The following is a 22565-nucleotide window of genomic DNA, read 5'->3' on the forward strand; positions in this document are numbered from 1 at the left end:
AGCGCGGCACGCCTCCTAAAATGGCCCGGTGAGTGCCCTCCCAATCTCTCCTCCTCCCACCGAACGCCGCCCCATCCGGGAACTTCCCGACGAGCTGATCAGCCAGATCGCCGCCGGAGAAGTGGTCGAGCGGCCCGCCTCGGTGGTGCGCGAACTGCTGGACAACGCGCTCGATGCGGGCGCCCGCCAGATCACGGTGCGGCTGGCCGCGGGCGGCGTGCGGCTGATCTCCGTCGAGGACGACGGCATGGGCATTCCGCGCGAAGAACTCACCGTGGCCCTGCGCCGCCATGCCACCAGCAAGATCGCGAGCCTCAACGACCTGGAAACGGTCGGCACGATGGGCTTTCGCGGCGAGGCGCTCGCGGCCATCAACGCGATCGCCGAACTCAGCATCCTTTCGCGCTTTGCCGGCGCCGACACGGCCTTCGCCCTGGACGGCCGCACCGGCGAACTGCGGCCGGTGGCCCGCTCCACCGGCACCACGGTCGAGGTGCGCGAGCTGTTCTTCGCGACCCCCGCGCGCCGCAAGTTCCTGAAGACCGACGCCACGGAGCTCGCCCATTGCATCGAGGCGGTGCGCCGCCATGCGCTGGCGCGGCCCGAGGTGGGCTTCTCGATCTGGCACGACGGCAAGCTGGTCGAGCAGTGGCGCGCGGCCGAGGTCCGCGAGCAGCGGCTGGCCGATGCGCTGAGCGACGAGTTCGTGGCGCAGAGCGTGGCGGTCGACCGCGTCGGCGGTCCGGTGCGCGTGGTCGGCCGTGCCGGCATTCCCGATGCGGCCCGCTCGCGCGGCGACCAGCAGTTCTTCTACGTCAACGGCCGCTTCGTGCGCGACAAGGTGCTGTCGCATGCCGTGCGCAGCGCATACGAAGACGTGCTGCACGGCCACCGCCAGCCGATCTACGCGCTCTACCTCGAGATCGATCCGTCGCGGGTCGACGTGAACGTGCATCCCACCAAGATCGAGGTGCGCTTTCGCGACGGGCGCGAGATCCACCAGGCGGTGCGCCATGCCATCGAGGACGCGCTGGCGGCGCCGCGCGCCGGCGACGCCGTGGCCGCATCCGGCCCGCCGCAGCCCTTCTTCAGGCAGACACCGCTGCCACCGAACGCCAGCTGGGCCCAGCCTGCTATCAATTTCGTAGCTCAGGAGCGCGGCGCCGGGGATTTCGAAGCGCTGTGGCCCCAGCAGCGCGCCGATCGCTCCGACGACCAGCCACGGACTGAAACAGCCTTTCGTCCGCCGGCCGGACTCGGCCTGTCGGCGGTCGCTCCCGCTGCAGCGCCGGCGCCGACGGCGACCAACGACGAGGCCTGGCCCCTGGGCCGCGCGCTGGCCCAGCTGCAGGGCATCTACATCCTGGCCGAGAACAGCCAGGGCCTGGTGGTGGTCGACATGCACGCGGCGCACGAGCGCATCGTCTACGAGCGGCTCAAGACCCAGCTCGACGGCGCGGCCATCACCAGCCAGCCGCTGCTGATTCCCGCCACCTTCGCAGCCACGCCTCAGGAAGTGGCCACGGCCGAAGCCTGCGCGTCGGTGCTGCCGACGCTGGGGCTGGAGATCACGCCGTTCTCGCCGCGCACGCTTGCGGTGCGCGCGGTACCCGGAACGCTGGCCGACGGCGACCCGGTGGAACTGGCGCGCAGCGTGCTGGCCGAGCTGGGCCAGCACGACGCAAGCACCGTTGTGCAGCGTGCCCAGAACGAATTGCTCTCCACCATGGCCTGCCACGGCGCTGTTCGGGCCAACCGCAAGCTCACCATCGACGAAATGAACGCACTGTTACGCCAGATGGAAGCGACCGAGCGTTCCGACCAGTGCAACCACGGCCGCCCCACCTGGCGGCAGCTATCCATCCGCGAGCTGGATTCGCTGTTCATGCGCGGCCGATAGCCCCGGAAAGCGCCTTTCAGAGGGTTTTCGAGGGGTTCGGGCGGTCATCCGCGTTCCGGGCACGCACGTTGCATAGGCTCCACAAAGCGCCTGCGAGCGTTGTTTCAGGGAGTTAACCGCGGCGCGATGTCGGCACGCCGCGGCCAACGCAGGTGAACTTTTCCGCCGACTTCGCTGTCCCTCAACCTCATGATGAAACGCTGGACCCTCCTCGCGTCAGTCTTTTCGCTTTGCGCCCTGCTGGCGGCGGGTTGCTCGACGCTCGACGAACAGCAGCGCCAGTGGATCTTCCAGCCCAGCGACCGCAGCTGGGGCAATACAGCTTCCATGGCCCGGGGCATGGAAGACGTGTGGATCGACTTCCAGTCCTCCCTTACCGGCGAGCCCGCGCGCCTGCACGGCCTGTGGCTGGGCGGCAAGCCCGAGACGACCGACACGCCCGTGCTCCTGTACCTGCACGGCGCCCGCTACAACGTCGCCGGCTCGGCACCGCGCATCCAGCGCATGCACGAGCTGGGTTTCTCGGTGCTGGCCATCGACTACCGCGGTTTCGGGAAGAGCTCCAAGGGCCTGCCCTCCGAGGAATCGGCCCGCGAAGACGCCCGCGCCGCCTGGACCTGGCTGGCCGCGCGCCATCCCAAGCAACACCGTTACATATTCGGCCATTCGCTCGGCGGCGCCATCGGCATCGACCTGGCGGCCCACGTGAACGACGAGAGCGGCGTGATCGTGGAGAGCACCTTCACCTCGATCGCCGACGTGGTGAGCGGCTTCAAGTGGGGCTGGCTGCCCTTCGGCCCCTTCATCACACAGCGCTTCGAGGCGATCAACACGGTCAAGAACATCTCCGCGCCGCTGCTGGTGGTGCATGGCACGGCCGACAGCCTGATCAACCCGACGCTGGGCCGCAAGCTGTATGACGCGGCCACGGTGCCCAAGCTGTTCGTGCTGGTCGAGGGCGGCTCGCACCACGACACCAACTCGGTCGGCGAGTCGCAGTACCGCGCGGCGCTGGCGCAACTCTTCCGCATGAAGCCGGAGGCCACGCTCGCCAGCAATGGCGGCCCGGCCCGCCCGACACCCCGGCTCGCACCGCCGGCCAATGCGCCCACCGCGCAAGACGTGCGCGGTGCCGCGCCTGCGCCGGTTCCAGCGGCCATCTGAGCGACAGTTCCGTGCAAAGGCGTGCGCGGGCAAGCCCCGCGGCGCCGACGCCCCCGCGCCATTTGCTACCCTCGGCGCATCATGTCTCCCAGCTTCCCCCCGGCCGCCGCGGCCAACGCGGCTGCGTCCCCGGCATCGCCGGGCGCCGCGACCCTTCCCGATTCACCGCGCTATGTCGCACTTGCCGGCCCCACCGCATCCGGCAAGACAGCGGTGGCGCTGGCCATGGCGATGGTCCGCCCGGTGGAGATCGTCAGCGTCGATTCGGCGCTGGTCTACCGCGGCATGGACATCGGCACTGCCAAGCCCACCGCCGAAGAGCGCGCCGCCGTGCCGCACCACCTGATCGACATCCTCGATCCGCATGAAAGCTACAGCGCTGCCGCCTTCGTGGCCGACGCCACGCGGCTCATCGGAGAGATCCGCGCGCGCGGCGCGCTGCCGCTGCTGGTGGGCGGCACCATGCTGTATTTCAAGGCGCTGTTCGACGGCATCGACGCCATGCCGGCAGCCGATGCCGCCGTGCGCGCGCGCATCGACGCCGAGGCGGCCACGCTCGGCTGGCCCGCCATGCACGCGCGGCTCGCGCAGGTCGACCCGGTCACGGCCGCGCGGCTCGCTCCGCAGGACAGCCAACGCATCCAGCGCGCGCTCGAGGTGTGGGAAAGCAGCGGGCAGCCGCTGTCGAGCTTTCATGCGAGCGACAACAAGACTGCCAGGCCCGTCGACGGCGGGGTGCTGTTCTCGCTCGAGCCCGCCGACCGCGCGTGGCTGCACAAGCGCATCGCCGAGCGCTTCGACGCGATGCTGGCGGCCGGCTTCCTCGACGAGGTCAAGGCGCTGCGCGCGCGCGGCGACCTCTCGACCGACCTGCCCTCGATGCGCTGCGTCGGCTACCGCCAGGCGTGGGAAACGCTCGACGCGTGCGGCACGTCGCAACCCGACGCCCGGGCCATGGCCGACCTGCGCGAACGCGGCATCGCCGCCACGCGCCAGCTCGCGAAGCGGCAGGTCACCTGGCTGCGCAGCATGCCTCAGCGCACCGTGATTGCCTGCGACGCGCCCTACGCGGTGCAGAACGCCGTTCAACTGATTGCAAAGGCCATGAGCCCTAACAGCCCCAAGAGCCCCGGATGACGCTGCGCATTTCCAACCTCGGCAAGCACTACGGTGAATCGCCCGTCTTCGAGAACGTGACGCTCGCCGTCGAGCCCGGCGAATTCGTCGCCATCGTCGGCGAATCGGGCGTCGGCAAGTCGACCTTGCTCAACTGCATGGCCGGCCTCGACAGCTGGGACCAGGGCACGGTCACACACGACGGCACCGACATCGGCGCGCTCGACGGCGAAGCCTGCGCGCTCTGGCGCCGCCGCCACGTAGGTTTCGTGTTCCAGGCCTTCCATGTGCTGCCGCACTTGGACGTCGCGCAGAACGTGTCGCTGCCGCTGATGCTGCTGGGCCAGCAGCGCGACGACGGCCGCGTGGCGCACATGCTTGAAGCAGTCGGCCTGCCCGGCATGGGCGCGCGGCTGCCGCAGACGCTGTCGGGCGGCCAGCTGCAGCGCGTGGCCATCGCCCGCGCGCTGGTGCACCGCCCCGCCCTGCTGCTGGCCGACGAGCCCACGGGCAACCTCGATCCGGCCACCGCCGCCAAGGTGATGGAACTGCTGATCGGCCAGACGCGCGAGCATGGTGCGTCGCTGGTGCTGGTCACGCACTCCGAGAGCGCGGCGGCCCGTGCGGACCGCCTGCTGCATCTGCGCGCCGACGGCATCGCTGCCTGAGATCTCCGGGCTGCGCTCGATGCCATTGCCGGGAGCGGCAAAAGTTGGCAGAAACAGCGCCGGCTTTCAGAGCCCACAGCACGGCTTCTCGTAGCATCGGCGGCCCATAGCCAAGCCATCTGCGAACACACCGACGCCTGCAGTTCATCTGCGTCAAAGGCATGGTGGTCCCGCGTGCCCAGCCAACTCGACAACGGCTTTGCAACGCAATCAGGGGGATCACAGATGCTCGACAGAAGAAACTTCGTTCTAGGCACACTCGCGTCATCCACGCTCGTCGCCTGCGGCGGCGGCGGCGGCGGCGGCAGCAGCATTGGCAGTGGCGCCGCCACGGCCACCAACCGCTACCGCCAAGCCAATCTGCTGGCCAGCCACGCGCGCCATGGCGCCCGCTTCACAGAACCCGAATTCATCAATGGCTGGGGCATCGCCATTCGCCCGGCCGGTGCCGGCGGCCATTTCTGGGTCGGCGGCGGCGGCATCTCCTGGCAGTACCTGGGCGACGTGACGCGCTCCACCGACCCGGCATTGCATACGCTGCAACAGGACGGCCTGCGCGAGGTGACCGTGCCGGGCGCCGATGCAGGCACGGGCGAGGACAGCGCCGGCAAAGTCACGGGCGTCGTGTTCAACGGCGCGGCCCTGGCTTCGGACCTGTTCCGGGTGCAAGGCCAGCCGGCCGGCACGCGCATGCTCGACGGCTCGGCGCGCTTCGTCTTCGTCACCGACAGCGGCAGCGTCAGCGCCTGGACGGAGCGCGATGCAGACAGCGGCGCCATCGTGCGCGTCGACGGCCCGGCCGTGGAGGTCTTCAACGGCGCGGATCAGGGCATGGCCTTCTTCGGCGCCGCCATCCACACCGGCCGATGGGATCGCCTGTGGCTGGCCGACTTCGGCGCGCAGCCGCAAATACGCACGCTCGATGCACGGTGGCAACCGGTGCCGACGCAGGGCTTCGCCAATCCCTTTGCGAGCGGGCCGGCAGGCACGGCGCGTCCGGGCGATCCGGTGCCGTTCAACATCCAGGTGGTGAGCGACGGAGCCCGCGACCGGGTGTTCGTGCTGTATGCCCTCAGCCAGCCCGACCCGGCACGTGCCGATGCCTTCCACGCCGGCGAGGAAGACGCCCTGGATGCCGCAGCCGAAGCCGCTTCAGGCAACCGGCCAGCGCGGGGCAAGCTGGCCGAGTTCGACCTGGACGGCCGGCTGCTGCGCATCTACGCCGACGACGGCCGGCTCAACGCGCACTGGGGCGTGGCTATTGCGCCAGCCGACTTCGGTGCGTTGTCGGGCCGGCTGCTGGTCGGCAATTTCGGCGGGGCGGGCCGCATCTGCGCGTTCGACCTGGGCAGCGGGCAGTATGTGGACGACCTGCGCGATGAACAGGACAAGCCAGTCGCGATCGCCGGCCCCTGGGGCCTGCAGTTCGGCAATGGCGTGGCGCTGGGCGACAGCAACGCGCTGTACTTTGCTGCGGGCCCGCAGGGCGAAACCGAAGGGCTCTTCGGCTCGCTGCGCGCCATCTGAAACCTATGACTGCGGCGCGAGCAGCGCCGCGTAGCGCGACAGGTCGACATTGCCGCCGCTGATCACGATGCCCACGCGCTGGCCGGCGATGGCCTTGCCCGCCGCAATGGCGCCCGCAAAGGCGAGGCAGCCGGTCGGCTCCACCACCATCTTCATGCGCTCGGCGAAGAAGCGCATGGCGTCGACGAGCTGCGCGTCGGTCACGGTGAAGATGTCGTCCACGTCGCGGCGGATGATGCCGAAGGTGTATTCGCCCAGGTGCTGCGTCTGCGCGCCGTCGGCGATGGTCTTGGGCGTTTCGATGTGCACGATCCTGCCCGCGCGGAACGACTGCTGGCCGTCGTTGCCTGCCTCGGGCTCGACGCCGTAGACCTTGCAGTTCGGCGCGAGTGCGCGCGCCGACAGCGCGGAGCCCGACAGCAGCCCGCCGCCGCCGAGGCACACGAACAGATGGTCGAGCGGACCGGCCTCCTCGATCAGTTCCTTCACCGCCGTGCCCTGGCCGGCGAGCACGTCGGGGTGGTCGTAGGGCGGAATCATCGTCATGCCGCGCTCCTGCGCGAGCCGTCTGGTCAGTGCCTCGCGGTCTTCGGTGAAGCGGTCGTACATCACCACTTCGGCGCCGTAGCCCTGTGTGGCCGCGACCTTGGCGGCGGGCGCGTCCTTGGGCATCACGATCACGGCGGGCATCGACAGAAGGCGGGCCGACAGCGCGATGGCCTGCGCATGGTTGCCCGACGAGAAGGCGATCACGCCGCCCTTGCGCTGCGCCGCGTCGAACCTGGAAAGCGCATTGAACGCGCCGCGGAACTTTAAGGCGCCCATGCGCTGGAAGTTCTCGCACTTGAAGAAGAAGCTGGCGCCCCAGCGCTCGTCGGCGGTGGTCGAGCGCAGCACGGGCGTGCGATGGGCATGGCCCTCGAGCCGCTGGGCAGCGGCAATGACGTCGTCGTAGGTCGGTAGTTGCATGCGCCGAGCTTAGCGGCGGCTTGCCATCTTTTGCAGCCCCGATGGGTAAAAACCCGGTATGCGCGGCCGCCCTGAAGTTTGTACTCTGTATACAGAGTTCAGACCCGGAGCCCGTCCATGCCAGCCCAGCTCGTCAGCATCGAAGCCGCCCCCGACCTCGTCGACCAGGTCTACCGCGCCCTGCTCGGCGCCATCAGCAGCGGCACGCTCGCCCCGGGCGAGCGCATCACGCAGGAAGACATCGCGCAGCGCCTGTCGGTGTCGCGCCAGCCGGTGCTGCAGGCGCTGCGGCTGCTGAAGAAAGACGGCTTCGTGCTCGACGCGCCGGGCCGCGGCGTGCTGGTCGCGCCGCTGGAGGCCGAGGCGATGCGCAAGGTCTACCAGGTGCGCGGCGCGCTCGATGCGCTGGCCGCGCGGCTCGCGGCGCAGCAGCGCTTTCGCATCGACCCCAGGCTCATCGAGCGCGGCCGTCGCGCGGCGCGCGGGCGCAATGTGGAAGCCATGCTCGATGCCGACGTGGCCTTCCACCAGGCCATCTACGAGGCCTCGGGCAACCCGCTGATCGGCCAGAGCGCCGATCCGCACTGGCGCCACCTGCGCCGCGCAATGGGCGCGGTGCTGCAGGCCGAGCCGCAGCGCGAATCGCTGTGGGACGAGCACGAGGCGATTGCCGCGGCCATCGCCGCCGGCAACGCCGACCGTGCCGCGCGCCTGAGCGAAGAACATGTCTCGCGGGCCAGCGAGGCACTGAGCGAGCGGCTCGCGCAGCAACAGGCGCGCGCCGCATCCATGACCCCACCGACCAGAAAAGGAGACAAGGCATGAAGCTGACCCCGGAGCAACGCGCGCAGTTCGAGCGCGACGGCTATCTGTTCTTCCCCGGCCATTTCTCTGCCGAAGAGACGAAGGTGCTGACCGACGCGGTGCCGGACCTCTACAGCAGGCGCGAGGCCTTCAACGTGCGCGAGAAAGGCTCCGACGCGGTTCGCACGAACTTTGCCGCGCACCTCATCAGCGAGCCCTTCGCGCGGCTGGCGCGCCACCCGCGCATGGTGGGCCCGGTGACCGACCTCTTCGAGGAAGAGGTCTACATGCACCAGTTCAAGATCAACGGCAAGATGGCGTTCGAAGGCGACGTGTGGCAGTGGCACCAGGACTACGGCACCTGGCTCAACGACGACCTGATGCCCACCGAGCGCGCGATGAACGTCGCGATCTTCCTGGACGACGTGAACGAGCACAACGGCCCGCTGATGTTCATACCGGGCAGCCACCGCAAGGGCGTGGTCGATGCGAAGCATGACCTGACCACCACCAGCTACCCGCTGTGGACGGTCGACAACGACCTGATCCGCCAGCTGGTCGACCGTGCCGGCGGCAAGCGCGGCGGCATCGTCTCGCCGAAGGGGCCGGCGGGCTCGATGATTCTTTTCCACAGCTGCCTGGTGCATGCCTCGGGCAGCAATCTGTCGCCCTTCAACCGCGTGGCGGTGTACCTGAGCCTGTGCGCGGTCAGCAACCACATCCGGCGCCACAAGCGGCCCGAGTACATCGCGCACCGCGACTTCACGCCCATCGAGATGCTGCCCGACGACTGCCTGTTGAAGCCCTATCCGGTGGAAGTGCCATGGAAGAACGGCCTGCCCGAGAGCGCGCTGCGCACCTCGCTCGACGTGCTCGACACCGCGGAGGCCTGACCCCATGAGCCTGCACAACCGCCTGCAGCAGCGCGCCGCCGAAGGCCGCCCCGTGCGCATCGGCCTCATAGGGGCCGGCAAGTTCGGCGCCATGTACCTCGCGCAGATTCCTCGCACGCCCGGCGTGCAACTGGTGGCGATTGCCGACCTCTCGCCGGATGCGGCCCGCGTCAACCTGGAGCGTGTGGGCTGGCAGCGCGAACGTGCCGCGGCCTCATCCGTGCAGGAAGCGCTGAAGCACGGCAACACCTGGATCACCGACGACTGGCAGGCCGTGACGCGCGAGCCGTCCATCGACATCGTGGTCGAGTGCACGGGCAACCCCATCGCCGCAGTCGACCACTGCCTGGACGCCTTCGCGCACGGCAAGCACGTGGTGAACGTGACCGTGGAGGCCGACGCCTTCTGCGGCCCGCTGCTCGCACGCAGGGCGCAGCAGGCCGGCGTGGTCTATTCGCTGGCCTTCGGCGACCAGCCGGCGCTGATCTGCGACCTGGTCGACTGGGCCCGCACCTGCGGCTTTCCGGTGGTGGCCGCCGGGCGCGGCCACAAGTGGCTGCCGCACTTCACCGAATCGACGCCCGAGACGGTGTGGGGCAACTACGGCCTCACGCCCGAGCAGGCGAAGCGCGGCGGGCTCAACCCGAAGATGTTCAACAGCTTTCTCGACGGCTCCAAGCCATCAATAGAAAGCTCGGCGGTGGCCAACGCCACCGGCCTCACTGTGCCGTCGGACGGCCTGCTGTACCCGCCCGCGAGCGTGGAAGACATTCCCTTCGTCACCCGTCCCAGGAGCGAAGGCGGCGTGCTCGAGCGCAAGGGCATGGTGGAGGTGGTCTCATCGCTGGAGGCCGACGGGCGCAAGATCCCCTACGACATCCGCATGGGCGTGTGGGTCACGGTCGAGGCCGAGACCGAGTACATCAAGAACTGCTTCGAGGAGTACAACGCCCACACCGACCCGAGCGGGCGCTACTTCACGCTGTACAAGCGCTGGCACCTGATCGGCCTGGAGGTGGGCATGTCGGTGGCCAGCGTGGCGCTGCGCGGCGAGCCTACCGGTGCCGCCACCTGCTGGAACGCCGACGTGGTGGCCACCGCCAAGCGCGATCTCGCGGTGGGCGAGGTGCTCGACGGCGAAGGCGGCTACACGGTCTGGGGCAAGCTGCTGCCGGCCGACCGCTCGCTGCGCTTGGGCGGCCTGCCGCTCGGGCTGGCGCACGGCATCCGCCTGCTGCGGCCGGTGAAGAAGGGCCAGAGCCTGAGCTGGGCCGACGTGGCCATCGACACTTCGACCGCCGCGTACAAGCTTCGCAGCGAAATGGAAGGCATGTTCGCACCGGCGGTGAAAGCGCGGGTGGCGTGAGCGCCCAGCGCGGGTGAATGCGAAATGCTGCATTGCACCCGCGCGCCATAACGGAAAAAATATTTGCCCCGGCGCGCCACGGCGTGTCGAAATGGCCGCACGCGGGCCGTCATTGTGGTGAGCGATCCTGCTCTGCACAGCTTTTCCATGACGGAGAGACACCATGCAATACATGTTGATGTTCTACCAACCCGCGGCCGAATTCGAACAACGCAACGACGCCTCCTCCCAGGCCTACCGCGCCAGCTGGGTCGCCTATGCCGACGCGGTGCGCCAGGCCGGCATCTCGCTCGGCGGCCACGGCCTGTTCCCGCCCATGACCGGCACCACCCTGCGCGTGCGCGGCGACAGGCGCCAGGTGCAGGACGGCCCCTTCGCCGACACCAAGGAGCAACTCGGCGGCTACTTCGTGATAGACGTGCCCGACCTCGACGCGGCGCTCGAATGGGCGGCGCGCGCGCCCTGCGCGACCAGCGGCGGCGTCGAAGTGAGGCCCGTGTTCGTGGCCACCGCCGTCGCCGCATGATGAAAGACCCGGTGGCTCACCAGGCCGCCGAACGTGCGGCGCGCGATTCATACGGGCGGCTGCTGGCCATCCTGTCGGCCCGCACGCACGACATCGCCGCGTCGGAAGACGCTCTGGCGGACGCTTTCGCGCGTGCGCTCGAGCGTTGGCCGGCCGACGGCATACCGGCTCGGCCCGACGCCTGGCTGCTGAGCGTCGCGCGGCACCGCAAGCTCGACGCCTGGCGCCACACCCGCGTGCAGGACGAGGCCACGCAGGCGCTGATGCTGCTGGCGGGCGAGGTCGACGACATCGACAGCGCCAACGACGGCGCGGTCGTGCCCGACGAGCGGCTGCGCCTGCTCTTCGTCTGCGCGCACCCGGCCATCGACGCGCCGGCGCGCGCGCCGCTGATGCTGCAGACCGTGCTCGGCCTCGACGCGGCGCGCATGGCCGGCGCCTTCCTGACCTCGCCTTCGACGCTCGGCCAGCGCCTGGTGCGCGCCAAGGCACGCATTCGCGCCGCCGGCATTCCCTTCGAATACCCGCAGGCGCGCGAACTGCCGCAGCGGCTGCAGGACGTGCTCGACGGCATCTACGCCGCCTACGGCACAGGCTGGGACGACGTGGACGGCGCAGATGCCATTCCGCGCAACCTCACGGCCGAGGCCATCGACCTGGCCCGCATCCTGTGCAAGCTGATGCCGCGCGAACCCGAGCCGCTGGGCCTGCTCGCGCTCATGCTGTTCTGCGAGGCGCGCACCGCCGCACGCCGCAACGATGCCGGTGCGTACGTGCCGCTCGACCAGCAGGACATCACGCGCTGGAACCACGAGTTGCTGGCCGAGGCCGAGCACCACCTGCGGCAGGCCTCGTCGATGCAGTCGCTCGGCGCCTACCAGCTGGAGGCCGCCATCCAGTCGGCGCATTGCGAACGACGCGCCGGCGCGCCCGTGCCGCCCGAAACCCTGGTGTCGCTGTACCAGGGCCTGCTGGCCTTGCGCCCCAGCATCGGCGCGCAGGTCAGCCTTGCCTGCGCGCTCGCCAATGCGCGCGGACCGGAGACGGGTTTGCAGGCGCTCGATGCGATTCCCGCGGCCGACATCACCAACTACCAGCCGTTCTGGGCCGCGCGTGCCCATCTGCTGGCTGCCGGCGGCGCACGCGCGGCGGCGCGGCAGGCATACGACCGGGCCATCGGCCTGAGCACCAGCGCGGTAGTGCGGGCCTATCTCAATGCGATGTCGCAGCGGCTCTGAGCGGCCCTACTTCGCGCTGTTGAAGGTGCGCGGAAACAATGCCGCCTGCGAGCGATCGCGCAGCCGGTAGCTCATGGCCGGCCGGCCCAGGCTGCCCGTGACCATGCCGGCCTCTTCCATGAACCCGCCGTCGAGCATGCGCTTGCGGAAAGCGCTCTTGTCGACGTCGCGGCCCAGCACCACTTCATAGACGCGCTGCAGCGCGGGCAGCGTGAAAGGCTCTTCGAGCAGGAAGGCCGGCAGCGAGGTGTATTCGACCTTGCCGCGCAGCCGGGCGACGGCCGCCTCGAGCAGCTCGCCGTGATCGAAGGCCAGCCGCTTGCGCGAAGCGGCACCGACCTCGAACCACGTCACATCCGCCGCGTTGGCGCCGCTGCGCAATTGCATGGCCTGCGCAGGAACCAGCGCATAGAAGCAGTGCGTGGCCGACCAGCCGCGCGGGTCGCGCTGCGCACCGCCCCAGCTGCCGAGCTGCTCGAGGTAGGGCGTGACCACGCCGGTCTTCTCGCGCAGCTTGCGCAGGGCGCAGCCGAGCAGCGTGGCGTCTTCGTCGATGTTCACGAAGCCGCCCGGCAGCGCCCACCTGCCGGGAAAAGGCTCGTCGCTGTCGGCTGGCCGCTTCACCAGCAGGACCTGCAGGGCGTCGTCGAGCACGGTGAACATCACCACGTCGACCGTGACCAGCGGGCGGGGAAAAGTCAGCGGCGGGAGGTTCGGCTTGGGTGTGTCCACGGGAAAGGCTTGACGCCGGGTTTGTTAGTTGTACTATACAACCCTCAATTAGTTGCACAGAGCAACTCATGAAAGAAGAATAGAAAAATGACCACGACACCCCGCAGCACCCGAGACCTGCCCGCGTACTTCGCACAGGGCCATCGCCCCGAATACCTGCTGTTCTGGGGCCACCAGGCACCGAAGAGCGGCGTCGACAAGAGCTGCTTCAGCCAATGGTTCGAGGCGGAATTCACCGTCGACGGCATCCGCTATCGCACCGCCGAGCATTTCATGATGGCGGGCAAGGCGCGCCTGTTCGGCGACACCGAGACCTGCGAACGCATCCTCACGGCGCGCACGCCCGCCGAAGCCAAGAAGCTGGGCCGCGAGATCCGCAACTTCGACGAAGCCGCATGGGTGGCCGCGCGCCTAGACATCGTGACGCGCGGCAACATCGCCAAGTTCGCGCAGAACCCGGCGCTCGGTGCCTTCCTGCTGGGCACGGGCCATCAGGTGCTGGTGGAAGCCAGCCCGGTCGATCCCATCTGGGGCATCGGACGCGCCGCGACCGACCCCGCGGCGCAAGACCCGCGCGAATGGAAGGGCCTGAACCTGCTGGGCTTTGCCTTGATGGCCGCGCGCGATGCTTTGAGGCACACGCAATGAACGACGGCATCGACCGCTACCGTGGCTGCCTGCTCGGCCTGGCCTGCGGCGACGCCGTGGGCACCACTGTCGAGTTCCGCGCGCGCGGCAGCTTCTCGCCCGTGACGGGCATGCAGGGTGGCGGCCCGTTCGGGCTTGTTGCCGGCGAATGGACCGACGACACCTCGATGGCGTTGTGCCTGGCCGCGAGCCTGATCCACTGCAAGGGCTTCGACGCGGTCGACCAGATGAACCGCTACTGCAACTGGCGCAGCGTGGGCTACATGAGCAGCACCGGCAACTGCTTCGACATCGGCCTCACGGTGTCGGGCGCCCTCACCCGCTATCTCGCGTCCGGCGATCCGTTCGCGGGCGACCCCGATCCGCGCACGGCCGGCAACGGCGCCTTGATGCGGCTCGCACCGGTGCCGATGTTCTACGCGGCCAGCGCGCAGGCCACCTGGAAGCAGGCCGGAGAAAGCACGCGCACCACGCACGGCGCCCTGGAGGCCATCGAGTGCTCGCAGCTCTTCGCGCTGCAGTTGCGCTCGGCATTGCGCGGTGAAAGCAAGGAAGCGATTCTTTCGACAAAGCCGCTGACGCCCTTGAGCGACAAGGTCATGGCGCTCGCGCGCGGCGACTACGCATCGAAGCCCATCGATCGCATCAAGGGATCGGGCTACTGTGTCGAGTCGCTCGAAGCGGCGCTCTGGTGCTTCGCGCACACGCGATCGTTCGAGGAAGCCGTGCTCGCCGCCACCAACCTGGGCGACGACGCCGACACCACCGCGGCAATCTGCGGCCAGCTGGCGGGTGCCTTCTACGGCGCCAGCGCCATGCCGGCTGACTGGCTACGCCCGCTGGTGATGCGCGAAGAGATCGAGCAGATGGCAGACCAGCTTCTGGCGCTGGCCGGCTGAGCGGCGCGCGCGGTCACTGCTGCAACGGCACCGCCGCCGCAGCGCCCTCGCGCCGCGCATCGAGCTGGCTGCCCCCCTGCGTCAGCGACACGGCGACCACTGCATTGGCCGCGTCGCGCCGGAACACGAACTACGCGCCGATGCCCACCACGGCAAAGCGATCGGCGCCCGTGGGCGTCAGCGCGTTGTAGCCGCGCCCCGTCTCCCGCACCAGCAGCTTCGCGCCGCGCACGGTGAAGCTCAGCGCCTTGGCCTTGCTGATGCGGAACTCGCCCTTGTAGTCGTCCAGCCGCTGCGGGTCGAGCGGCACCTCGGCCGTCGGCACCGGGTAGCGGCTCTTGCCGATGGCCAGCATCACCGGCTGCAGCGGCGCGCGCGCGTTGCTGCCGAGCACGACGATCGCCTCGTTGGTGTCGGGCGCGATCAGCCAGAGCGTGCGGTAGCCCTCGGTGAGGCCGGCGTGCCAGTAGGTGCGGCGGCCGCCCTCGGGGCCGCGCACCATCACCGCGTAGCCGATCTCGGCGCCCTCGTAGTGCGCCAGCGGCGTGAGCATGCGCGCGGCGGCAGGCCCCAGCGGGCCGCCGGCGCCCGCGATGATGGCGCGGCTGAAGGTCATCATGTCGGCGGCGGTGGAGCGCAGCGCGCTGGCCGGCGCATAGGCCTGCATGTCGAACAGAGGCTGGCGGCGGTCGCCGGCAAAGGCAGGGGCCATGCGCGAAGCCTTGTCGCCCAGCGTGATGACGGTGTCGTTCATGCCCAGCGGCTCGGTGATGCGCGCGCGCACCAGCTCGCCCCACGAGGTGCCGTAGTGCTCCGCCAGCAACTGGCCGAGCAGCGCCATGCCGAAGTTGCTGTACGCGCCCTCGCAGGGGGGCGCCGCGGCCGTGAGCTTGATGCGCGTGAGCGCGGCCCAGAACATCGGCTTGTCGAAGCTGCGGAACTGCTCCGCCAGCGGGGCGCCGCCGCTCACGCCGTCGGCCATCACGGGCATGCAGCCGGTGTGGGTGACCAACTGGCGCAGCGTGACCGAGGCCACCGCGGCCGACAGCCCTTGCACCTTGCCCGCGAGCAGCTTGCCCACGGTGTCGTCGAGCTTGAGGTCGCCGCGCTCCACCGCCTGCGCCAGCAGCAGGCCGGTGAAGACCTTGGTGACGGAGCCGATCTCGAACATCGGCTGCTCCGCGCTGTTGGGCTCGATGGAGCGCGGCGGCGACGGCGGCTCGGGGTTGTAGGCCGCGCCGTAGGCGGGCTTGCCGTTGCGCAGCGTGCCGACCACCAGCGTGCCGCGCTCCGCGCCGAGCGCGGCCTTGGCGATGAAGGCCGGGTCGCTGGCCAGCGTCAGCGGCTGCGGTTGCGCGGCGGCGGTGCCGGCCAGCAGCGGTGCGAGGAGCCCGGCCGCGAGCCAGCGGCAGGGACTGGCGCGGGTCGGGGCGCGGATCATGGCGCGGGGCAACAGCCGCATCGTGAGGTTCCTCAGCTTCGTCGAAGAGGTGCCATCGTGCCACGCCTGTGTAACAACGTGCGCGCCGCGACAATCGGCGCATGCGCGCATTGCTCACGACCTTCTCCTGGCAGGAACTCCGCCACCACCCCTGGCGCAACGCGGCCGCCGTGCTGGCGGTGATGCTGGGCGTGGCGCTGGCGTTCTCGGTGCAGCTGATCAACGCTTCGGCGCTCGACGAGTTCTCCAGCGCAGTGCGCTCGGTCAACGGCCAGCCCGACCTCGAGGTGCGCGCCGTGCAGGGCGGCTTCGACGAGGCCGTGTTCGCGCGCATCGCGCAGCAGCCGCAGGTCACGCTTGCCAGCCCGGTGCTGGAGTTCCAGGGCCTGGCGCTGGCCGCAGGCGAGCGACAGGTGCCGATGCGCGTGATCGGCGTCGATGCGCTGGTGCTGCCGACCATCGCGCCCGCGCTGATGCCGCAGGCCGCGGCCGGCGCCGACCGCTTCGCGCTGTTCGCGCCCGGCCATGTGTTCCTCAACAACGCGGCCCGCACCGCGCTGGGCCTGCCGGCGCAAGCGGCCGGCGGCGCGGCCGAGACGGTGCAACTGCGCAGCGGGGACGCGTGGCAACGGCTCGACGTGGCCGGCCATGTGGCCGCAGGCGGCACGGCACTCGCGGTGATGGACATCGCCGCCGCGCAGGAGCTGTTCGGCCAGGTGGGCCAGCTCAGCCGCATCGACCTGCGGCTCGCGCCCGGCACCGACCGCGCCGCGTTCATTGCCTCGCTGCGGCAATCGCCGGGCTGGCCGGCAGGGGTGCAGTTCGCGGAGCCGGGCGACGCGGCGGAGCGCGTGAGCAACCTCTCGCGCGCCTACCGCGTGAACCTCACGGTGCTGGCGCTGGTCGCGCTGTTCACCGGCGCGTTCCTCGTGTTCTCGGTGCTGGCGCTCAGCGTGGCCAAGCGCGCGCAGCAGTTCGCGCTGCTCGGCGTGCTGGGCCTCACCCCGCGCGAACGGCTGCGGCTGGTGCTGGCCGAATCGCTGGTGCTGGGCCTGATCGGCAGCGCTGCCGGGCTCGCGCTGGGCACCGCGCTCGCGGCCTTCGCGCTGCGCGTGCTCGGCGGCGACCTGGGCGGCGGGTATTTCGAAGGTGTCGCGCCCAAGCTGCACTGGAGTACAGGCGCCGCGGCGCTCTATGGCGGGCTGGGCGTGCTGGCAGCGCTGGTCGGTGGCTGGTGGCCCGCGCGCGCGGCGCAGGCGCTGCCCGAGGCGCAGACGCTCAAGGGGCTGGGCGCGGCGCCCGCGCGGGGCAACAGCCACTGGCTCGCGCTGGGTCTGATCGGGCTGGGTGCGGTGCTGGCCAACGTGCCGGCCATCGGCGGCATTCCGGTGGCGGCGTACCTGTCGGTGGCCTGCCTGCTGGTGGGCGGCATCACCGCCCTGCCCTGGCTCATCGCGCTGCTGTACGACCGCATCGCGCCGGTGTTCGCGCAGCGCCTGCTGCCGATGCTGGCCATCGAGCGCGCACGCCGCATGCGCGGCACCGCGGCCGTGGCGGTGAGCGGCGTGGTCGCGAGCCTGAGCCTGGCGGTCGCACTGACCGTGATGGTCGCGAGCTTCCGCGATTCGGTCACGCACTGGCTCGACGTCGTGCTGCCGGCCGACCTGTATGTGCGCGCCACCTCGGGCGGGCGCGGCGGCAACGCGGGCAACGGCAACAGCACCGACACCGCAACCTTCCCGCCTGCCTTCGTGCAAACCGTGGCACAGCTGCCCGGCGTGGCGCGCACCGGCACGCTGCGCACGCAGACGCTGCAGCTCGACGCGACGCGGCCCGCCGTCACGCTGATCGCGCGCAGCCTCGAAGGCGGCGCCACCCAGTCGCTGCCGCTGGTTGGCAGCGCGCTGCCGGTGCCCGAGGGGCAGGTGGGCATCTACGTGAGCGAGCCGATGGTCGAGCTGTACGGCGCGAAGCCGGGCACGGTGTTCGCACCGCTGTCCGCCGCCATGGGCGCGGCCACGACTGCGCAAGGGCAACCGCCAGCGTTCTTCGTGGCCGGCGTGTGGCGCGACTATGCCCGCCAGTTCGGCGCCATCACGATGGACGCGCGAGACTTCGAGCGCATCACCGGCGAGCGCAACGTGAGCGACGTGGCGCTGTGGCTCGCGCCCGGCGCGGCGGAAGGCGCGGTGCAGACGCAGGTGCGCGAGCTGGCGGCGCGCCAGGCCGGCGGCTCCGCCGACTCGGTGGAGATTGCGTCGGTAGGCCAGATCCGCACGACCTCGCTGCGCATCTTCGACCGCAGTTTCGCCGTGACCTACTGGCTGCAGGCGGTGGCCATCGCCATCGGCCTTTTCGGCATTGCCGCCAGCTTCAGCGCGCAGGTGCTGGCGCGGCGCAAGGAATTCGGGCTGCTCGCGCACCTGGGCTTCACGCGGCGCCAGGTGCTGGCGGTGGTGGCGGGCGAAGGCGCCGCGTGGACCGCCATCGGCGCCGTCGCGGGGCTGGGCCTGGGACTGGCGGTGTCGGTGGTGCTGGTGAAGGTGGTGAACCCGCAGAGCTTCCACTGGAGCATGGATCTGCTGGTGCCGTGGCTGCGGCTGCTGGGGCTGTGCGGCGCGGTGGTGGTGGCGGGCACCGTCACCGCGTGGCTCGCGGGGCGGGCTGCGGCCGGGCGGGACGTGGTGCTGGCGGTGAAGGAAGACTGGTAGGCGGAGGGGCCGGCTTGCTCCCGTCGCCTACGCCGCAGGCCAGCCCCGACTTGTAGACTGAGGCCGATATGCAGCAAACACCCTCTTCCTCGTCGTGCAACGCATGGCTCGAGAGCGCCATCCGCCGCAGCGAGGGCATCGGCCGTCCGCGCGCGGAGCCCGGCTTCATACGCGCGCTGGCCGATCGCATGGTCGAAGTGCCTAGCCTCGCTCCGGTGGCGTGGGTGCGCGGCGCATCCGGCGACATGGCGCCGGCGCAGCGACATGTCGAGGCGCCAGCGGCAGCGTGATGACGATGGCTCCCCCGCCCTTCCTGCTGTCACGCCGCGCACTGCTGCTGGCAGCCCTGTGCGCCGCGCCCGCCGCATGGGCGCTGCCGCCGACAACGCTGCAGTTCCCGCGCGACTTCGGCAGCCACCCCGACCTGCACACCGAGTGGTGGTACATCACCGGTCATGCGAAGACGGCGGCCGGACGCGAGTTCGGCTTCCAGGTGACCTTCTTCCGTTCGCGCGTCGAGGCCACGCAGGGCATGCGCTCCGCCTTCGCCGCGAAGAACCTCGTGTTCGCGCATGCGGCCGTCACCGACCTCGAAGGCCGCGTGCTGCTGCACGACCAGCGCATCGCGCGCGCGGGCTTCGGCGTGGCAGAAGCCAGCGAGGCCGACACCGACGTGCGCATACGAGACTGGTCGCTGGCGCGGGAAGGCGGCATCTATGTCGCGCGCATTCCTGCCGGCGAGTTTTCGCTCGACCTGCGCTTCACGCCGACGCAGCCCGTGCTGCTGCAAGGCAATGCCGGCCTTTCGCGCAAGGGGCCGGAAGAATCGCAAGCCAGCTACTACTACAGCGAGCCGCAGCTCAAGGCGCAGGGCAAGCTGGCGCTCGAGGGCCAGGCCTTCGAAGTGAACGGCGCCGCGTGGCTGGACCACGAATGGAGCGAAGCGCTGATGCACCCCGAGGCCGTCGGCTGGGACTGGATCGGCATGAACCTCGACGACGGCAGCGCCCTCACCGCCTTCCACCTGCGCCGCGCCGACGGCAGCGCCCTGTGGTCCGGCGGCTCGTTCCGTCCGCGCGACGGCGTGCCGCGCATCTTCAAGAACGACGAAGTGCGCTTCGACAGCCTCAAGACGTGGGAAAGCCCGCGCACGCAGGCCAAATACCCTACGCAGTGGCGCGTGCAGACGCCAGCGGGCGGTTTCGAGGTGCGCGCGCTGCTCGACGACCAGGAGCTCGACAGCCGCGGCTCGACCGGTGGCGTCTATTGGGAAGGCCTGAGCGACCTGCTCGATGCGCAGGGGCGGCGCGTGGGGCGCGGCTACCTCGAGATGACGGGCTACGCGGCGCCGCTGAAGCTGTAACTGTTGTAGCCCCGAGCAGACACCGACAACCGAACCATTCCCGCCCGCGTTGGGAAAATATCGACAACCATCCAAAACAAAGGACCCCACCATGAAGATCCGATTCGCAGCACTGGCCATGGCCGGCGCCCTTTGCATCCTCGCGAGCCCGCTGGCGGCCAATGCGCAGGTCTCGGTCAACATCAATGTGCCCGGTCTGGTGATGGCGCCCCCGCCGCCGCCGCGCTACGAGCCGCTGCCACCGCCGCGCGGCGGTTTCGTCTGGGTGCCGGGCCGCTGGGCCTGGGACGGGCGTGCCTACGCATGGCGCCCGGGCGGCTGGCAGCCCGAGCGCGCGGGCTATGCCTACGCTCCGGGACGCTGGATCGAGGACCGTGGCGGCTGGCGCTGGGCCGAAGGCGACTGGCGCCGGCGCGAGGCCTACCGGGAAGCACGCCGGGAGCGCGAGTGGAACGAGGATCACGGCCGCCGCCACGACCGCGACCATTGGCATGAGCGCGAACGCGACTTCTGCCCGCCCGGCCAGGCGAAGAAGGGCAACTGCTGATCCGCAAGCCCGGGCCTGTGGCCGCCATGAAGAAAGGGAGCCGAGGCTCCCTTTTTTCTTTGCCTGCGGCTACTTCACCCGCCCCTTGCGCCGCTCGATGAACGCAATGATCTCCCCCATGATCCCCTTGCGGAACGCCAGCACGCAGATCACGAAGATCAGGCCGGTGACCATGGTCACCGATTCGCCCAGCGTGTTGAACCAGTCGATGGTGGTGATGCGCGCGAGGAAGTTGCCGAGTTCGCCGATCTTGTTTTCCAGCAGCACCACCACGGCCGAGCCCACCAGCGGGCCCGACAGCGTGCCCAGGCCACCCACCAGCGTCATCAGGATGACCTGGCCCGAGGCGGTCCAGTGCACGTCCGACAGCGTGGCGAAACCCAGCACCAGCGTCTTGAGCGAACCCGCCAGGCCCGACAGCGCGGCCGAGATCACGAAGGCCAGCAGCTTGAAGCGGCTCACGTCGTAGCCCAGCGAGAGCGCGCGCGGTTCGTTCTCCTTGATGCCCTTGAGCACCTGGCCGAACGGCGAGTGGATGGTGCGCACGATCAGCAGGAACGCGGCCACCACGATCACCAGCGCCACGTAGTACATGGTGAGGTCGCTCGACAGGTCGATCAGGCCGAAGAGCTTGCCGCGCGGCACGCCCTGCAGGCCGTCTTCGCCGCCGGTGAACTTGGCCTGCAGCGCGACGAAGAACATCATCTGCGCGAGCGCCAGCGTGATCATCGCGAAGTAGATGCCCTGCCGGCGGATGGCCAGCACGCCGAAGATCCAGCCCAGGAACGCACCGGTGAGCGTGCCCGCGACCAGGCCCAGCTCGGGCGTGAGGCCCCAGACCTTCATCGCATGGCCCGCGACGTACGCGGAGCCGCCGAGGAACGCCGCGTGCCCGAAGGACAGCAGCCCCGTGAACCCCAGCAGCAGGTTGAAGGCCGCGGCGAACAGCGCGAAGCACATGAGCTTCATCACGAACACCGGGTAGGCGCCGAAGAACGGCGCCAGCACCAGTGCGAGCACCAGCAGCGCGTAGACGACGGTGGATATCTTTTTCATGTTCATGCCGTCCGCCTTATTTTTCTTTGCCGAACAGGCCGGCGGGGCGAATCAGCAGCACGATGACCATGATCACGAACACGACCGTGGAAGAAGCTTCCGGATAGAAGACCTTGGTGAACCCCTCGATCACGCCAAGGCCCAGCCCGGTGAGGATGGCGCCCATGATCGAGCCCATGCCGCCGATCACGACCACCGCGAACACCACGATGATGAGGTTCTGCCCCATCAGCGGCGACACCTGGATGACCGGCGCGGCCAGCACGCCGGCGAAGGCGGCGAGCGCGCAGCCGAAGGCGTAGGTCAGCGTGATCATCAGCGGCACGTTGACGCCGAAGGCCTCCACCAGGCGAGGGTTTTCAGTGCCGGCGCGCAGGTAGGCGCCGAGGCGGGTCTTCTCGATCACATACCAGGTGGCGAAGCACACCACGAGCGACGCCACCACCACCCACGCGCGGTAGTTGGGCAGCACCATGAAGCCGAGGTCGGTGGCGCTGGAGAGCGCATCGGGCGCGTCATAGGGCAGGCCCGACACGCCGTAGACCGAGCGGAACACGCCTTCGATCAGCAGCGTGAGGCCGAGCGTGAGCAGCAGGCCGTAGAGATGGTCGAGCTTGTAGATCCAGCGCAGCAGCAGCCGCTCGATCAGCACGCCGAAGATGCCGATGACGATGGGGGCCGCGATCAGCATCACCCAGTAGTTGATGCCGAGATACTCCATCGCCATCCACGTCAGGACGGCGCCGAGCATGAACAGCGCGCCGTGCGCGAAGTTGATGACGTTGAGCAGGCCGAAGATCACCGCCAGCCCGAGGCTCAGGATGGCATAGAACGAGCCGTTGACCAGCCCCAGGAGGAGCTGGCTCAACAGGCCGGGTAGGGAAATATTCATAGACGTATCAGCAAGCCTCTGGCCGTTTTTTCTTTCTCGCGGGGGCCGCCGCGCACGGCCGCCCGAAGCGGCCGGCCCGCCCTCCCCGCAAGGGGGGGGGTGGCG

21 protein-coding genes are annotated in these 22565 nt (G+C 69.8%); 16 read left to right on the plus strand and 5 right to left on the minus strand.

Annotated features, from left to right (window positions below):
• Positions 1-28 precede the first annotated feature (28 nt).
• The 5 genes from mutL to QRN67_RS14800 all read left to right on the plus strand — a co-directional run bounded on the left by mutL (position 29) and on the right by QRN67_RS14800 (position 6375).
• On the plus strand, positions 29-1900 hold the full coding sequence (gene mutL, locus QRN67_RS14780; protein ID WP_285412359.1) for a DNA mismatch repair endonuclease MutL: 1872 nt from the start codon (positions 29-31) through the stop codon (positions 1898-1900).
• A gap of 192 nt (positions 1901-2092) precedes the next feature.
• Positions 2093-3064, plus strand: coding sequence for an alpha/beta hydrolase (locus QRN67_RS14785; protein ID WP_285412360.1), 972 nt, complete (start codon positions 2093-2095; stop codon positions 3062-3064).
• Between the two features lie 81 nt (positions 3065-3145).
• Positions 3146-4201, plus strand: coding sequence for a tRNA (adenosine(37)-N6)-dimethylallyltransferase MiaA (gene miaA / locus QRN67_RS14790; RefSeq protein ID WP_285412361.1), 1056 nt, complete (start codon positions 3146-3148; stop codon positions 4199-4201).
• Positions 4198-4848 carry an ABC transporter ATP-binding protein gene (locus tag QRN67_RS14795; RefSeq protein WP_285412363.1) on the plus strand — a complete coding sequence of 217 codons (651 nt, stop codon included), beginning with the start codon at positions 4198-4200 and terminating at the stop codon, positions 4846-4848. The genes miaA and QRN67_RS14795 overlap by 4 nt, the downstream gene beginning before the upstream one ends.
• A gap of 225 nt (positions 4849-5073) precedes the next feature.
• A complete protein-coding gene (locus QRN67_RS14800) occupies positions 5074-6375 on the plus strand; it encodes a TIGR03118 family protein (RefSeq protein ID WP_285412364.1) in 1302 nt (433 codons plus the stop codon).
• 3 nt (positions 6376-6378) lie between these two features.
• On the opposite strand, the gene QRN67_RS14805 is transcribed toward QRN67_RS14800, so the two are convergent.
• The gene (locus tag QRN67_RS14805; RefSeq protein WP_285412366.1) at positions 6379-7344 is read right to left on the minus strand and encodes a threo-3-hydroxy-L-aspartate ammonia-lyase; all 966 of its coding nucleotides are present in this window, start codon (positions 7342-7344) and stop codon (positions 6379-6381) included.
• A gap of 117 nt (positions 7345-7461) precedes the next feature.
• Here QRN67_RS14805 and QRN67_RS14810 point away from each other — a divergent pair, with 117 nt between their 5' ends.
• The 5 genes from QRN67_RS14810 (at position 7462) to QRN67_RS14830 (ending at position 12171) form a co-directional block, all read left to right on the plus strand.
• Positions 7462-8169 (plus strand): GntR family transcriptional regulator, encoded by a 708-nt coding sequence (locus tag QRN67_RS14810; protein ID WP_285412368.1) that lies wholly within the window; start codon positions 7462-7464, stop codon positions 8167-8169.
• Positions 8166-9041 carry a phytanoyl-CoA dioxygenase family protein gene (locus QRN67_RS14815; RefSeq protein WP_081266610.1) on the plus strand — a complete coding sequence of 292 codons (876 nt, stop codon included), beginning with the start codon at positions 8166-8168 and terminating at the stop codon, positions 9039-9041. Before QRN67_RS14810 ends, QRN67_RS14815 begins: the two co-directional genes overlap by 4 nt.
• Before the next feature lie 4 nt (positions 9042-9045).
• Entirely contained in the window at positions 9046-10407 is a 1362-nt protein-coding gene (locus QRN67_RS14820) for an NAD(P)H-dependent oxidoreductase (protein ID WP_285412369.1), read from the plus strand.
• A 163-nt stretch (positions 10408-10570) separates the two neighbouring features.
• Positions 10571-10933, plus strand: coding sequence for a YciI family protein (locus tag QRN67_RS14825; RefSeq protein WP_285412370.1), 363 nt, complete (start codon positions 10571-10573; stop codon positions 10931-10933).
• Positions 10933-12171 (plus strand): RNA polymerase sigma factor, encoded by a 1239-nt coding sequence (locus tag QRN67_RS14830; protein ID WP_503010900.1) that lies wholly within the window; start codon positions 10933-10935, stop codon positions 12169-12171. Before QRN67_RS14825 ends, QRN67_RS14830 begins: the two co-directional genes overlap by 1 nt.
• Before the next feature lie 6 nt (positions 12172-12177).
• On the opposite strand, the gene QRN67_RS14835 is transcribed toward QRN67_RS14830, so the two are convergent.
• Positions 12178-12834 (minus strand): NUDIX hydrolase, encoded by a 657-nt coding sequence (locus QRN67_RS14835; RefSeq protein ID WP_285412466.1) that lies wholly within the window; start codon positions 12832-12834, stop codon positions 12178-12180.
• Positions 12835-12990: 156 nt separating this feature from the next.
• On the opposite strand from QRN67_RS14835, the gene ybiA reads away from it, so the two are divergent.
• Entirely contained in the window at positions 12991-13551 is a 561-nt protein-coding gene (ybiA, locus tag QRN67_RS14840; protein ID WP_285412372.1) for a riboflavin biosynthesis intermediates N-glycosidase, read from the plus strand.
• Entirely contained in the window at positions 13548-14450 is a 903-nt protein-coding gene (locus QRN67_RS14845) for an ADP-ribosylglycohydrolase family protein (RefSeq protein ID WP_285412373.1), read from the plus strand. Before ybiA ends, QRN67_RS14845 begins: the two co-directional genes overlap by 4 nt.
• Positions 14451-14580: 130 nt before the next feature.
• On the opposite strand, the gene QRN67_RS14850 is transcribed toward QRN67_RS14845, so the two are convergent.
• Entirely contained in the window at positions 14581-15912 is a 1332-nt protein-coding gene (locus QRN67_RS14850) for a serine hydrolase domain-containing protein (RefSeq protein ID WP_285412374.1), read from the minus strand.
• An 80-nt stretch (positions 15913-15992) separates the two neighbouring features.
• Here QRN67_RS14850 and QRN67_RS14855 point away from each other — a divergent pair, with 80 nt between their 5' ends.
• The 4 genes from QRN67_RS14855 to QRN67_RS14870 all read left to right on the plus strand — a co-directional run bounded on the left by QRN67_RS14855 (position 15993) and on the right by QRN67_RS14870 (position 20512).
• Complete coding sequence (locus QRN67_RS14855; RefSeq protein WP_285412375.1) at positions 15993-18602, plus strand: FtsX-like permease family protein; 2610 nt, start codon at positions 15993-15995, stop codon at positions 18600-18602.
• Positions 18603-18670: 68 nt separating this feature from the next.
• Complete coding sequence (locus QRN67_RS14860; protein WP_285412376.1) at positions 18671-18892, plus strand: hypothetical protein; 222 nt, start codon at positions 18671-18673, stop codon at positions 18890-18892.
• Positions 18892-19965, plus strand: coding sequence for a lipocalin-like domain-containing protein (locus tag QRN67_RS14865; protein WP_285412377.1), 1074 nt, complete (start codon positions 18892-18894; stop codon positions 19963-19965). The genes QRN67_RS14860 and QRN67_RS14865 overlap by 1 nt, the downstream gene beginning before the upstream one ends.
• A 91-nt stretch (positions 19966-20056) precedes the next feature.
• Positions 20057-20512 (plus strand): YXWGXW repeat-containing protein, encoded by a 456-nt coding sequence (locus QRN67_RS14870; RefSeq protein ID WP_285412378.1) that lies wholly within the window; start codon positions 20057-20059, stop codon positions 20510-20512.
• 69 nt (positions 20513-20581) lie between these two features.
• Here QRN67_RS14870 and QRN67_RS14875 read toward each other — a convergent pair whose 3' ends face one another.
• Both QRN67_RS14875 and QRN67_RS14880 read right to left on the minus strand, forming a co-directional pair.
• Positions 20582-21574, minus strand: coding sequence for a branched-chain amino acid ABC transporter permease (locus QRN67_RS14875; RefSeq protein WP_172839792.1), 993 nt, complete (start codon positions 21572-21574; stop codon positions 20582-20584).
• Positions 21575-21584: 10 nt separating this feature from the next.
• Entirely contained in the window at positions 21585-22460 is an 876-nt protein-coding gene (locus QRN67_RS14880) for a branched-chain amino acid ABC transporter permease (RefSeq protein WP_081266598.1), read from the minus strand.
• Positions 22461-22565 lie beyond the last annotated feature (105 nt).

It is taken from the genome of Variovorax sp. efr-133-TYG-130 (genome assembly GCF_030208835.1).
In the GTDB taxonomy this organism is placed as follows: Bacteria; Pseudomonadota; Gammaproteobacteria; order Burkholderiales; family Burkholderiaceae_C; genus Variovorax.

Coding starts and splice junctions, on each gene's coding strand:
- QRN67_RS14815 (WP_081266610.1), top strand. CDS start 8,166: ATGAAGCTGACCCCGGAGCAACGCGCGCAGTTCGAGCGCGACGGCTAT.
- QRN67_RS14860 (WP_285412376.1), top strand. CDS start 18,671: ATGCAGCAAACACCCTCTTCCTCGTCGTGCAACGCATGGCTCGAGAGC.
- QRN67_RS14850 (WP_285412374.1), bottom strand. CDS start 15,912: ATGCGGCTGTTGCCCCGCGCCATGATCCGCGCCCCGACCCGCGCCAGT.
- QRN67_RS14875 (WP_172839792.1), bottom strand. CDS start 21,574: ATGAACATGAAAAAGATATCCACCGTCGTCTACGCGCTGCTGGTGCTC.
- QRN67_RS14830 (WP_503010900.1), top strand. CDS start 10,933: ATGAAAGACCCGGTGGCTCACCAGGCCGCCGAACGTGCGGCGCGCGAT.
- ybiA (WP_285412372.1), top strand. CDS start 12,991: ATGACCACGACACCCCGCAGCACCCGAGACCTGCCCGCGTACTTCGCA.
- QRN67_RS14825 (WP_285412370.1), top strand. CDS start 10,571: ATGCAATACATGTTGATGTTCTACCAACCCGCGGCCGAATTCGAACAA.
- QRN67_RS14880 (WP_081266598.1), bottom strand. CDS start 22,460: ATGAATATTTCCCTACCCGGCCTGTTGAGCCAGCTCCTCCTGGGGCTG.
- QRN67_RS14855 (WP_285412375.1), top strand. CDS start 15,993: ATGCGCGCATTGCTCACGACCTTCTCCTGGCAGGAACTCCGCCACCAC.
- QRN67_RS14835 (WP_285412466.1), bottom strand. CDS start 12,834: ATGTTCACCGTGCTCGACGACGCCCTGCAGGTCCTGCTGGTGAAGCGG.
- QRN67_RS14795 (WP_285412363.1), top strand. CDS start 4,198: ATGACGCTGCGCATTTCCAACCTCGGCAAGCACTACGGTGAATCGCCC.
- QRN67_RS14810 (WP_285412368.1), top strand. CDS start 7,462: ATGCCAGCCCAGCTCGTCAGCATCGAAGCCGCCCCCGACCTCGTCGAC.
- QRN67_RS14800 (WP_285412364.1), top strand. CDS start 5,074: ATGCTCGACAGAAGAAACTTCGTTCTAGGCACACTCGCGTCATCCACG.
- QRN67_RS14820 (WP_285412369.1), top strand. CDS start 9,046: ATGAGCCTGCACAACCGCCTGCAGCAGCGCGCCGCCGAAGGCCGCCCC.
- QRN67_RS14805 (WP_285412366.1), bottom strand. CDS start 7,344: ATGCAACTACCGACCTACGACGACGTCATTGCCGCTGCCCAGCGGCTC.
- QRN67_RS14845 (WP_285412373.1), top strand. CDS start 13,548: ATGAACGACGGCATCGACCGCTACCGTGGCTGCCTGCTCGGCCTGGCC.
- miaA (WP_285412361.1), top strand. CDS start 3,146: ATGTCTCCCAGCTTCCCCCCGGCCGCCGCGGCCAACGCGGCTGCGTCC.
- QRN67_RS14865 (WP_285412377.1), top strand. CDS start 18,892: ATGACGATGGCTCCCCCGCCCTTCCTGCTGTCACGCCGCGCACTGCTG.
- QRN67_RS14870 (WP_285412378.1), top strand. CDS start 20,057: ATGAAGATCCGATTCGCAGCACTGGCCATGGCCGGCGCCCTTTGCATC.
- QRN67_RS14785 (WP_285412360.1), top strand. CDS start 2,093: ATGAAACGCTGGACCCTCCTCGCGTCAGTCTTTTCGCTTTGCGCCCTG.